Raw genomic sequence first — 13,064 nt, 5'->3', positions numbered from 1 at the left:
TCCATAAATAACTTAATAACGTTCACTATTGCACATTAAATAACTTATTCCAAGATTGGAGACTCAGAAATAGTTGCGAAATCTTGCCCATAACTTGCATTAACTACAGAACGATTGCGGCCCGTTTTTTTAGCCTGATATAAGGCTTGGTCAGCGAGCTTAAGTACTTCATCAATGTTCAGTTGCTCAATCGGCCAACCAGATATACCAATAGATACATTAATGCAGCCAACAGGGTCAATGTAGCTTTCAGATATCCGCATCCGCAAGCGTTCTGCAAGCTGATACGCCCGTTTGACCTCAACTCTTGGCATGATCACAATAAATTCTTCTCCACCAGTACGAGCAACAACGTCGCTATCACGAGTTACATCTAACAAAATTTTAGCAAGCGACTGCAATACCACATCACCAATATCATGCCCAAATTCGTCGTTTACCCGCTTAAAGTGATCAATATCGATTGCCAAAACTGCAAACGGGCAGCGCTGTGCAATAAAATGACTTAACTGCGCATCAAAGCTTCTACGGTTGTGTAACCCTGTTAGTGAGTCTGTCTGTGCTTCTTGACGTAACAAACCAATTTTACTGTGTAATAAACCAACTCCCTTTAACATTGCTTTTCTAAGCTCATTACTTTCAAAATACCATGAACGAATTAGCATTAACTCGCGTGTTGTGGTTGGCCTATCCAACGTATTTGCGGTTTCAGCAAGTTGCCTCAATGGGCTCGCTATTTTTCTAGCTAATACCCAAATTAATATTAAAGTGATGACACCCACAGGCGCCGTTTTTATGAAGACTTGCCACATTAAATTATCAAGCGGTGCTAATGTGTCTTCAAGGGGTCGTTGTGCAATGACTCCCCAAGGAGCAACGGTTAAAGGAGCAAAGCCAGCCAACATTTCAACCCCTTTGCTATTACTTAATAGTTCAGTTCCGGCTTGCCCTTTCAAAACAGCCTTGATCACAGGGTTTTCAAAAACTTGCTCCCCTATCCTTTTTGTATCAGGGTGATAAAGCAAGCGATGATTCTCATCAACAACATATAAATATGAACCATCGCGATAATAGTGAACTTGTAAAAGCTGGTTTAGAATGCTTGTGCGCTTCAAATATAATGTACCGCCGACATAGCCAATGAATTCACCTTGCTTATCAAATAAAGGCTGAGAAATAAAAATCAGCAAATTTCCCGCCATCGAAATATACGGTTCGCTGATCATCGGGGTTCGATAAGAAAGCGCAGCTTTAGTCCCAAAACTATCAACTTTGCGATTTTTAAGTTTTAAGGATTGCGGTGATACCCCTAAGATATCGCCTTGTTTATTAACAATAATGGTCGAGTTAAAACTGTTAGTTTGTAATCTCAATCGTTCTGCTTCAGCATTTATCAACCCTTGATTATTAAAGTCATTTTCAAGAATTTTACCTACATAAGCCAGTTGCTGCTGCGCCGCCAATAAAAAATTATCGGTGGCCGATACCAGTTTAGCTGCGTAAGCTTTGTGATTTTCAAGCGTTTTATCTATTAGTTGTTGCTTTTGAACTTGATAGCTCGAGTAATAACTGTTTAGAAAGGTGATTAGCGTTGCCGAAAACGCTAATAATAAAATTAAGCGGCGCAGATTTAAACCTGCCTTAAGACCATTAAGCACTGTAATTCTCACATCAAAGCCCAATGTCCATATCGGGTACATCTAATACATTTATACTAGCAATTTATCACTACAGCCTCTATAAAACTTTCGTCATAATTTGATTTAGCTCAATGATGATGCAATAAAATCAAAATTTATATTGACAAATAAACTTGCCCAAAAGGAATAATTTATTACAATAAAGAAAAAATATAGAAATTTTTCATGTTTAAACATAGTTCTGCGATCATCAATAAACTCCCTTCACATCGCCTGATGGCGTTAGATGTAATGCGCGGTTTGACTATTACCGCAATGATATTAGTGAATAACCCTGGCAGCTGGGGAGCGATGTATTGGCCTTTAAAGCATGCTGACTGGCATGGTTGGACACCTACCGATTTAATTTTTCCGTTTTTTATTTTTATTGTCGGCATGTCTATCACGCTATCAGTAAATAGCTTGCGTGCTAAAGGGATCAGTGATCAACACATACTAAAAGCAGGGGTTATTCGTACCATTAAACTCATTGCCCTCGGTTGGTTTTTAGCCTTGTTTTATTACAACTTTCGAGACCCTTCTTTTAGCTGGGTTGATGACAAGTTATTGCAACTGCGCGTGTTAGGCGTGCTGCAACGTATCGGTTTGGTCTATTTAGTAGCTCTGTGTTGTTATCTTTATTTATCACCTAAGAAAATAGCCATAACTTGCATCACTCTTTTATTGTTTTACGGCGCTGCCATGCTTTATATCCCGTATACCTTGCCAAACGGCGAGGTAGTGAGTGGTTTATGGTTACATGGCAATAACTTAAGTGCCTTCATAGACAATACCGTACTTGGTAGTCATCACCTGTATTATGCCAATGCTAAGCCACTGCCATTTGACCCTGAAGGACTGTTCTCAACACTGCCTGCCATTGCAAGTGCGCTAAGCGGCATATTGGCTGCGGTTTATTTAACTAAGCAACCCGACCTTAAAAAACAAGCCCGTACACTTATCTTACTGGGCACATTAGCCGTTATTGCTGGCTATGCGATTGCACCAATAACACCTATCAATAAAGCCTTATGGACGCCGAGCTATGTGCTACTCAGCTCAGGGCTTGCAGCGATTTTCTATGCACTGTGCAGTGCTATTTTAGATATTTATAAGCTGCGTAGTTGGGGCGCTCCGTTTATTGTATTTGGTGCGAATGCGATATTATTTTTTATGTTTGCGGGCGTGTTTGCACGGCTATTAATTATGATCCCGCTCGGCGATAGCAGTTTAAAAGGCAGTATTTATGGCTTAATACAATTAGTGATCAGCAATGATCACCTCGCTTCATTTAGCTTTTCACTGCTGTTTTTAATGGTGTCTTATGGTGTGATGTACGGCTGCTACCGCAAAGGCATTTTTTGGAAAGTGTAAGCTTTAAAAAATAGATGAGCCAGTCAGCAACTGGCTCATCAAATTAGCAATTAAGCCTGTTTTATTGCATGGCTTTGCTGATCGAGTAGATACAAAATTGATTGATAACTAATGCCACTGTGTTCAGTTAAACCAATTTCGCAACTACGGCTATTAGACACGCCGCGATTACAATTTTTTGGTACTTGTTGTTTAAGGGTTTTTAACGCATTGCCATTGAGTTCTGGCAAGTTAAAGCCCTTATCACCTGCAAAACCACAACACTCAATATCAGCTGGAATAATCACCTCATTACTACATGCCTTGGCAAGTGATACTAGGTTTTGCTCTTTACCTAATCGCTTAGAACTACAAGTAACATGGAGCATCACGGGCTCATTTACGGGGGTTACCTGCAAATTAGGCAGTAAATGCTGGGCTGCAAAGTCAGCACTTTCATAAATTTTGAGTGCTGTATTTTGCGCGGCATTAAAAGTAGTAAGTGCACAAGGGCTGGCATCAAAAACAATGGGATATTGGCCATTATTTGAAAGCGTCTCGAGCTCAGTAAGTAACTGCTCACTTTTATTTTTAGACTCTTCATTAAAGCCTTGGCTAGCAAATGGCATACCGCAACAAAGTGAATCTACTTGTTGCGGAAGTAGCACTTCATAGCCTGCTTTAGCTGCGAGTGAATAGATAACATCTAGCAGTGGGCGCTTATCATCCGCAAACTTATCGGGGGCAAAAATCCGGCTGGCGCAGCTTGGCATATACACCAACTTTTTCGTTTGTTGGAGCTGCTTGAATTGCTTATTAATTGGTTGCTCAGCTCTTGGCCATGCCGAGTAATAAAGCGGTGTACCAAGCAACTTATTGGCAGGCTTGCTTAGGCTTCTTAGCTTACTGCTGCCGATTGCTTTTTCGAGCACCTGCATCACAGTTAAACCAAACCGTGCACCCTTAGCAACAACCGCAAAATGCTTGCTAGCAAAACGTGATAATGATCGCGCAACTTTGTTTGATGAGGCTTGCTCTGCTCTGAGCGATTTTATAAATTCGCCCGTGTTTATTCCCACCGGGCATTTAAGGCCACAAAGGCCCGTTGCCGCGCATGAATCAATACCTAAGTATTTAAAGTCGGCCTCGATAACACTGAGCTTTTGATTTAACTTCTGCTTGCTTGCTAAATCTTCGGTTGTTAGCAATTGATTGTGTAACTCGGTGCGGTGTCGCCATAAAGTAATACGCTGCCTCGGTGTTAAGCTAAGCCCTTTTGACGGGCAAACAACTTCGCAAAAACCACATTCAATACAGGTATCGATAATATCATCACTTTTTGGCATGACTTTTAAATGCTGAGTGTGAGCATTTTTGTCGTGATTTATAATAACCCCAGGGTTAAGAATATTTTGTTTATCGAATAATGCTTTAAGCGCAACCATCACCGCAAAGCCATCGTCTCCCCATTCGGTGGCAACAAACGGTGCCATGTTACGCCCAGTACCATGCTCAGCTTTTAATGACCCTTTTAGTTCAACCGCCACTAAGTTCGCCACATCAGCCATAAATTGTTCGTATCGGCTTACTTGCTCTGGTGTATCGAAAGCTTGGGTGAATACAAAATGCAGATTTCCGGCAAGGGCATGCCCAAAAATAATGGCTTCATCATAACCATATTTGATAAATAATTGATGCAGCGCATTTACGCCCTCAGCTAATTTATCAAGAGCAAAGGCAACATCTTCAATAATCACAGTAGTGCCAGTTTCGCGCACTGCACCAACCGCAGGAAAGGTGCCTTTGCGGATATTCCAAAGTGCCGCATTACGGGCGCTGTCTGCTGAAAACTCAATCGCTGCCAGTTGGCTTTGCTTAAACTCAGCAAGAAGTTGTTCGGTGACCTTAGTGAGCACATCGAGAGCCTGTGCATTTTCAGCTCTTAACTCGATTAACAGTGCCGCTGACTGCTCAGGGTAGCTGGCCACTTCTTTTGGCATTATGGCATGCTCAGATACCGACATCAGGGCACGTTTATCTAGCAGCTCAACGGCCGCAACATCAACTCCACTCAGCCTTTGCACCAGCTCACACACCTTGCTAATGTCATCAAAAATAAAGAAACCTGTGTGTTTGTACTTATGCTCAACCACGGTGTGGTAAGTGATATCGGCGATAAAAGCTAAGGTGCCTTCAGAGCCGATAATTAAGTGCTTAATGATTTCGATTGGATCAGAAAAATCCAGCAGTGCATTTAAACCATAACCCGTGGTATTTTTTAAACGGTATTTATGGGCGATGCGCTCACTCAAATCGGGGTTTTGCTTTACCCTATCAACAAGGCTCATTAGCTCATCAACCCAAAGACTATGGCTTTGTAAAAAGGCATTACAGCTTTGGCTATCAGCCGTATCTAGCACAGTGCCATCGGCAAAAATGAGGGTCATATCTTTTACTGTGTGGTAGCTGTTTTGCGCCACCCCACAACACATACCCGATGAATTATTTGCCGCCATTCCGGCTATTTTGCAGCTATTAATTGAAGCAGGATCAGGGCCAATTTTTTTACCAAACGGGGCTAATACTTGATTTACTCGAGCACCAATGATCGACGGTTGTAAACGGATTGCCTCGGCGTCATCAATAATCTCAAACTTGCTCCAACTATCGCACAATAAAACTAATACCGAATCGGTAATTGCTTGCCCAGATAAACTCGTGCCAGCGGCGCGAAAAGTAATGGGAACCTGTAGCTCGTTGGCAGTAATGATCACTTGCCGTGCTTGATTTTGATTGCTCACTAATACAATTAACTCAGGGATTAATCGATAAAAGCTAGCGTCAGTCCCGTACGCATAACGGCGCGAGTAATCTTCTATTAATGCAGACTCTGGTAAAAAAGGTTTAATTTGCTGTTTAAATGCGTGCAATCGAGTTAAAGCCATCTCGCCCCCAGGCTTGTCATATTTACGCTGATGATTATGGAATATATTATTACTTTAAATTGTACTAAAAAGCGACCCATTAAATTGATAAATTATCAACTTGCCACACTTTTCATCAGTATAAAGGTTTGGTTACTTAAGCTTATTAGCCCTATTTGGTGATCTAACTTAGCTTTTTGCAGTCGGACTCAAAAACCGCTAGGGTAGCAAAAAAATACTGTATTTATATTTAAAAACCCATTAACATCAAGAATAATTTATTCTAAAAACTAAATAAGCGTTTTGCTTTGGAGCTTGCTGTGTTAAATAAGTTTGCACTATCGTCACTGGTTATCGGATTAGGATGTTTCATGCCATTACAATCATCATTTGCTGAGTCTGCATTAACTTTAAAACAACAGTTAGGGCAAAAGCTCATGCTTGACCTACGTTATTACTGCGAGCAAGACCCGGGTGAGCAAAAATGCCGTACACCGGTGACAGAACTGCCGGCCGATTTAGCAAATATCATCACTAAACATAACATTGGTGGGGTGATCTTATTTGCAGAAAATATCGATACTGTGCCGCAAGTGATCAAACTTAACAATGACCTACAAAAAGCCGCCGCTAAGTCAGAGTTAGGCTTACCGCTGTTTATTTCGATAGACCAAGAGGGCGGCCGAGTTGCCCGTATTCCTCGTGATGTAGGTACATCGTTTACCGGTAACATGTCGATTGGCGCGACCTATAAAGAACATGGTACCCACTTCGCAACTGAGTCTGCCCGCATTATTGCCGACGAGCTATTGGCACTGGGTGTTAATGTTAACTATGCACCCACGGTTGATGTAAACATGAACCCAGATAACCCCGTTATTAACGTGCGCTCTTACGGTGAAGATCCGCAATTGGTTGCAAAACTAGGTGGTGCCCAAGTAGCTGGGTTTGAAAACAACGGCGTTATTTCATCGTTAAAGCACTTTCCGGGGCATGGCGATACCAATGTAGATAGCCACACAGGTCTGCCAAAAGTAATGCATGATAAAGAAACCATTTGGCAGCAAGACTTACCACCTTTTAAAGAAATTATTAAAAACCAACAACCGGGTATGATCATGACTGCACATATCCAATACCCCGCCCTCGACGACAGCACGTTTGTCAGTAAAGAAGGCAAAACCATGATCAAGCCTGCAACGATGTCGCGCAAAATCATCACCGACTTATTACGTGACGAACTTGGTTATCAAGGTGTGGTGATCACAGATGCTCTTGATATGGCGGGGATCAGCCACTTTTTTGAACCAATTGAAGCGGTCGTAAATACCTTTGCAGCGGGTGTTGATATTGCTCTGATGCCAATCGAAATCAGAAGCCCTAAAGACTTAGCTGTGCTTGAAGCCCTGATTGAGCGATTAGAACAAGAAGTACAACGCGGCACGTTAAATGCCAACGAAATGAGTGCTTCTGCTACACGCATTTTAAAACTTAAAGAAAAGTTTAAGCTCACTTCGTTGCTTGATGACAAAGCAGCCATCAAAAAAGCGCAGCTTTTACTCGGTGATCAAAGCCATAGAAAAGTAGAAGCCGAATTAGCATTAGCTGCTATCACCGAAGTGAAAAACGAGAAAAGCACTCTACCGCTTAGCATTAAATCGGGCAGCAAAGTGCATATTATTATGCCAGATACCCGTAAATGCTATGCTCTGCAGCAGGCGTTAATTGACAACACCGATAAGTTAATCAGCTTTAGCTGCACAAGTTTGCAAGGTTATGAGCCGCTTGCAACATTAAAAGAAATTAACGAATCGGATATAATCATTGCCGCCAATGCGTCACCAAAACAAAGTGCTGTTGAAGTCGGTGGGATGGATGACTTAGCTGACAACCCGGAGTTTGCAATTGCTAAAGCCGACCAATCTGCGGCATTAGAGTCATTGCTAAAACAAGCAAAATTAGCCCATAAGAAGACTATATTTGTAAGCTTACGTGCCCCTTACGATATTGCCCAATTCGGGAAATTTAGCGACGCTGTACTTGCTACTTATGCTTACAATATTGATGTAGATACTGATGAGAAAATTGCAGGGCCAGCTTTCACAGCACTGGCAAAAGTATTACTAGGAAAAGCTCCTGCAAAAGGACAGCTACCCGTTACTATTAATGATCTGAACTGAGTGTTATTGTAAAACTATCAGTTAAGCATTTGGTAAGGATCGGTATATGCAAAAAAATGCATCATTAACCACTCCCGCAGCTATACGAAAAATGGTTCGCGCAGGAGATTACAGTGGTAATACATCGGGCTTTGCACCGGGCTTTGTGCAGGCTAATTTAGTCATTTTACCCAAACAGTACGCGTTTGATTTTTTGCAGTTTAGTCAAGCAAACCCAAAATCGTGCCCAATTATTGCCTCTAGTCGCTTACCGGGCGTTGCCGATATGCCAAGTGTTGGTGAAGACATTGATATTCGTAGCGATTTACCTCGTTACCGCGTCTTCAAACATGGCCAAATGGTTGAAGAGGTTACCGATATTACGAATCATTGGCGCGACGATTTAGTCACCTTTTTAATTGGTTGCTCGTTCTCATTTGAAGAAGCGCTGATTGCCGCAGGTCTTGAAATCAGAAACATCAGCGAGCAAAAGAATGTGCCTATGTATGTGACTAATATGGCGTGCCAGAGTGCGGGAATTTTCCACGCCAATATGGTTGTGAGTATGCGCCCGATGAAACCTGCCGATGCCATTCGCGCTATCCAAATTTGCAGCCGCTTTCCAAGTGTACATGGTGCGCCAGTGCATTTTGGCGACCCTGCTGCAATTGGCATTAAAGATATTAACAAACCTGAGTTTGGTGATGCGGTGACCATTAAAGAAGGCGAAGTGCCCGTATTTTGGGCCTGTGGTGTTACTCCACAAGTCGCGATTGCCAACGCGGCTCCTGATTTTTGTATCACGCATAGTCCAGGACACATGCTGATCACTGATATTCCAAATAGTAAAATGGCAGCGTTATAAATGACGATGAAATTAAACTGCGACCTTGGTGAAAGCTATGGCATGTGGAAAATGGGCTTAGATGAGCAAGTTATGCCACATATTGATATGGCAAATATTGCTTGTGGCTTTCATGCTGGCGATGCCGATGTGATGGCAAACACCCTAACCCTCGCCAAGCAGCACAAAGTAATGGTTGGCGCGCACCCAAGTTACCCTGATAAACAAGGCTTTGGTCGCCGCTCAATGGCTATGAGCGAAAAAGAGCTGACCAATTGCCTGCATTATCAAATTGCTGCAATTGATGGTATGGCTGCAGTACATGGTTTAACGCTCGAATACGTTAAGCCACATGGCGCACTGTATAACGACATGATGAGTGACGAGCAAACGCTGAATATCGTTATGCGCGCAGTGGCAAGTTATGCAAAGCCATTAAAATTAATGATTTTAGCTACCAACCAAGCTGCCAAACACAAAGTACAAGCAAACGAGCTTCAACTAGAACTCATTTTAGAAGCGTTTGCCGACCGTCAATACACAGACGAAGGTAAGCTTGTTGCACGTTCTTTAGCGGGCAGCTTACACGACAAAGCGGCGCTAATGGCGCAAGTTAAACAGTTAGTTGCACATGGCACAGTTACAACGCGAAGTGGTCAGCAGCTGGCACTTAATGCCGATAGCCTGTGTGTACATGGCGATAATGAAGCGGGTATTGCACTCATTCAAGAGATCAAAGCACTATGTCAGCAAGCCTAAGCGACGCTGCGCTCAGCCAACACATTGAAACCATGATGGTTGAACAAAACCCACGTGGTATGCTGCATTTATACGCAAAACAACTAACGGGTACGTATTTACGCGCAGCAAAATACCTTTATAAAGCACAAGGTACTGTGTTGATAGGTACGGGCTTTGCGGTCAACAATACCTTCGAGACTGATGGTCCGGTTGGTGCAATTGCACTTTACAAGGTACTCGAAAAGCTTGGTAAACAGCCTATTTTGGTTACTGGCAACCCCCTTTACAGTGCCCTGAAAAATGACTTTAACTGTTTTGAGCTACCTATAAATAGCATTGATAATGCACACACTTTTAGCATTAAAGCCCTTGCGCAGCTAAAACCTGAGTGTGTTTTATCAATAGAACGCCCGGGGCTTAACGAGCATCAGCGTTATTATAATATGCGCGGTATTGATATTTCGGAGCATTGCGGCTGCTTTGATTTTTTTGTGACAGAAGCACCTTGCCCCACCATAGCAATTGGTGATGGCGGTAACGAAATAGGCATGGGTAACCTTGCACAGCATATGCAAGCGCTAAACATCACTCCTTGTTTAACAACCTGTGATGAGCTGTTACTCGCCGATGTATCTAACTGGGCAGCATACGGGCTCATTGCCTTTTTAAGTCGCTGGCATAACACTGATTTGTTGGCTGATATTGAGCCACTCAACATTTTACATTACCTAAGTGAGCGCGGTAGTGTCGATGGCGTCACCCATAAAAATGAGCTCACCGAAGACGGCCTGCATGCAATGCATGGTCAACAATTAATAACTCGGCTTCGCCAAATTGGCGGCTTTACGACAGAGAATGAGGTTTAACAATGGGCACGGTATACCTAAACGGTGAATACCTTGGCGCTGATGAAGCAAAGATTTCACCCATGGATCGCGGCTTCTTATTTGGCGATGGCATCTATGAAGTGATCCCATCATACCAAGGCAAAATGCTTGGCTTTGGCGCACATATTGAGCGTATGAATAACGGTTTAAACGAACTTGAAATTAAGCTCGATTACAGTGCCGATACGTGGCGTAAAATCTGTAATGATTTATGCGAGAAAAACCAAGGTGATAATCTAGGGATTTATTTGCACGTTAGCCGCGGCGCCGACACTAAACGAGCCCACGGCTACCCAACTAATATTACCCCGACCGTATTTGCATTTGCTTTTGAAATTCCGGCAGAGCCAAAAAGCGATATCGACAATGCAACAACTTACACCGTATCACTTGAGCAAGACCGTCGCTGGCAACGTTGCCATATTAAATCAACGGCACTGCTTGGCAATGTGATCCATTACCAGCACGGTGCAGCAGCGGGCAACAAAGAAACCATTCTTTTTAACCGCTTAGAAGAAATAACCGAAGCTAGTTCAAGTAACGTGTTTATTGTTAAAGATGCTGTGATCAGTACGCCACCACTTGATAACCAAATTTTACCGGGGATCACCCGCTGGTTAATCCTCAATATTCTTCACAGTTACAGTAACTTTAAAGTGCAAGAGCGCATTATTAGTAAAAACGAGTTACTTGATGCCGACGAAGTATGGATCACTAGCGCCACTAAAGAAGTTGGCCCAGTTGTAAAAGTAAATGGCAAGTTAGTTGGCGATGGTAAGCCTGGTGCAGTTTGGCAACAAGTGCAAAGCTTGTTTACCAAGCATAAGTTTGATTACTAATTTAATCGGACTCAAAAACAAACGCCTACTGCAAGTAGGCGTTTTTGTTTTAGCTTTTATTTGCTTTATAAGGCCAAGCTTGCAATAGGCCGTCACTGGTTTCTGAATATAGCTGCTTACCATCGTAAGCCACACTCAGTACTGACGTTCGCTGGCGCTGTTGTTTAGCTTCGTACTCAGCGATTAGTTCACCATCTGCAACGCGATATAAACGCATCTTCATTTTTGGCGACCCAGTTAATAGCCATTTATCTCGATTAATAAATTGCGATGCGGTGAACTCAATAAAGTTAGAGTATGAGGCCACTTCTGATAACTCTTTTTTATTGGCTAAATCAAAGAATACACGATCATCAACCGAGTCAATTGCAAAGCCCAAGCTTGCTGTTTTATTTAAAGAAACGTGATTCACTCTAGTCGCTAAACGCTCTTCAAAGCGAGTGCTGCCATCACTTGTTGACCAAAGCTTAACGTACTTGTCGCTTGAGCCGGTAAACGCCCACTGCCCATCAGCCGATAACGCCACGCTATTAATATCTAAGCGATGAATATCAAAACGCTTAGTATCACCTGTGCGAGTATTTATTACCTCAGCCTTGCCGCTACGATAAGCGATAACCAACGTATCGCCTACGGCTGAAATAGCGATGTCTCTTGCGATTTCTTGCCCGGTGAGCCAAGTACCAATACTACGCCCAGTGCGAGTATCGTATAAAATCACCGATAATCGATTTGAAAGGAAAAAACGAGATTTGTTAGCACTAAAGCCCACAAGCTCAACATGTTCAGCGCCCTGCCCTGTTATACAATCGTATAGACGCGCTTTTAACTGATTATCCCAAACGCACACCTCAGATTGGGTTGCCACTAACGCGTGACTAGCATCCTCGGTTAGTGCCGTAGCACTTAGTAGCTCATTGCCATGGGCAAACTCACTACTAGCAGGGGCAGTAAACACCTCACCTCCACCACAGCCCAAAAGGCTCTGTGCAAATACACAGCACAGAGGTTTAAACAGTTTCGACGTCATGATTATTCTCAATTTTATAATTATTTTTGTATTGGCGCAGTGTAATGAAAATAAGCGGAAGTTGGTAGGGGAACTAGCTGTCAGCTTTCAGCCGTCAGCCATCAGTTTTTGTAGGCGTGAAATTTATTTCGCGCGAAGCGCTGGCAGTTGTGCGGTGCAGCGGCGCGCCATGCGAGCATGGCGCTTACTCAAAACAATTATTGGTCTGTTCTGCTCACGATTTCGTAGCCTTTGGCTTCATAATCATTGATGCATTTTTGAAATTTATTTTGAAGTTTTATTTCATCAAAAAAGCCTAGTGAGTATGCATCACACTTTACTTTCATATGTTCACTGTTTTCCAAAACCGCATTTAGTTTGAGCTCAGCAAAACCAAATTTATAGGCTAATTCTGTGAACTGTGAATACAGAACTAAAAGCAGTACAGCAAGAAGGGTAAGCGTTAGCGTATTTTTCATTTTTATTTCCTTTAAAAGTGTTGGTAAAAAGACTGGAGCAATTATCGAACCAACAATGTAACCTCATATAAATCAATAAAATGGATTATTCACACAAAAGCATAGTTGATATTTTCACCAATAAATAGTGAAAAAGACAACTATTTCCTA

10 protein-coding genes are annotated in these 13,064 nt (G+C 42.5%); 6 read left to right on the top strand and 4 right to left on the bottom strand.

Translation table 11 applies throughout. The features are described 5' to 3' along the window. Window positions 1-44: 44 nt before the first annotated feature. On the bottom strand, window positions 45-1,670 hold the full coding sequence (locus IRQ78_RS01575; protein ID WP_235373207.1) for a sensor domain-containing diguanylate cyclase: 1,626 nt from the start codon (window positions 1,668-1,670) through the stop codon (window positions 45-47). Between the two features lie 195 nt (window positions 1,671-1,865). Between IRQ78_RS01575 and IRQ78_RS01570 the strand changes: the two genes are divergently transcribed. Continuing rightward, window positions 1,866-3,053 (top strand): acyltransferase family protein, encoded by a 1,188-nt coding sequence (locus IRQ78_RS01570; protein WP_194441167.1) that lies wholly within the window; start codon window positions 1,866-1,868, stop codon window positions 3,051-3,053. A 50-nt stretch (window positions 3,054-3,103) separates the two neighbouring features. Here the strand turns inward: IRQ78_RS01570 and IRQ78_RS01565 are convergent, their stop codons facing one another. Next, window positions 3,104-5,977, bottom strand: a complete 2,874-nt coding sequence (locus IRQ78_RS01565; protein WP_194441166.1) for an FAD-binding and (Fe-S)-binding domain-containing protein — start codon at window positions 5,975-5,977, stop codon at window positions 3,104-3,106. Between the two features lie 350 nt (window positions 5,978-6,327). On the opposite strand from IRQ78_RS01565, the gene IRQ78_RS01560 reads away from it, so the two are divergent. From IRQ78_RS01560 to IRQ78_RS01540, 5 genes are read left to right on the top strand one after another with little or no spacing between them, the layout of a single operon-like run. Continuing rightward, window positions 6,328-8,136: a glycoside hydrolase family 3 protein gene (locus IRQ78_RS01560; RefSeq protein WP_194441165.1), complete on the top strand. Its 1,809-nt coding sequence runs from the start codon at window positions 6,328-6,330 to the stop codon at window positions 8,134-8,136. A gap of 46 nt (window positions 8,137-8,182) precedes the next feature. Continuing rightward, the gene (locus tag IRQ78_RS01555; protein ID WP_194441164.1) at window positions 8,183-8,980 is read left to right on the top strand and encodes a putative hydro-lyase; all 798 of its coding nucleotides are present in this window, start codon (window positions 8,183-8,185) and stop codon (window positions 8,978-8,980) included. Window positions 8,981-8,986: 6 nt separating this feature from the next. Continuing rightward, on the top strand, window positions 8,987-9,718 hold the full coding sequence (locus IRQ78_RS01550; protein WP_194441399.1) for a 5-oxoprolinase subunit PxpA: 732 nt from the start codon (window positions 8,987-8,989) through the stop codon (window positions 9,716-9,718). Then, window positions 9,703-10,566: a glutamate cyclase domain-containing protein gene (locus tag IRQ78_RS01545; RefSeq protein ID WP_194441163.1), complete on the top strand. Its 864-nt coding sequence runs from the start codon at window positions 9,703-9,705 to the stop codon at window positions 10,564-10,566. The genes IRQ78_RS01550 and IRQ78_RS01545 overlap by 16 nt, the downstream gene beginning before the upstream one ends. Window positions 10,567-10,568: 2 nt before the next feature. After that, window positions 10,569-11,426, top strand: coding sequence for an aminotransferase class IV (locus IRQ78_RS01540; protein ID WP_194441162.1), 858 nt, complete (start codon window positions 10,569-10,571; stop codon window positions 11,424-11,426). 49 nt (window positions 11,427-11,475) lie between these two features. Here the strand turns inward: IRQ78_RS01540 and IRQ78_RS01535 are convergent, their stop codons facing one another. Beyond that, window positions 11,476-12,456, bottom strand: a complete 981-nt coding sequence (locus IRQ78_RS01535; protein WP_194441161.1) for a WD40 repeat domain-containing protein — start codon at window positions 12,454-12,456, stop codon at window positions 11,476-11,478. 197 nt (window positions 12,457-12,653) lie between these two features. Beyond that, window positions 12,654-12,914, bottom strand: a complete 261-nt coding sequence (locus IRQ78_RS01530) for a hypothetical protein (RefSeq protein ID WP_138600123.1) — start codon at window positions 12,912-12,914, stop codon at window positions 12,654-12,656. Between the last annotated feature and the right edge of the window lie 150 nt (window positions 12,915-13,064).

This window comes from Pseudoalteromonas simplex, from assembly GCF_015278155.1.
Lineage (GTDB): Bacteria > Pseudomonadota > Gammaproteobacteria > Enterobacterales > Alteromonadaceae > Pseudoalteromonas > Pseudoalteromonas simplex.
This window is presented reverse-complemented; position numbering and strand designations above follow the sequence as displayed.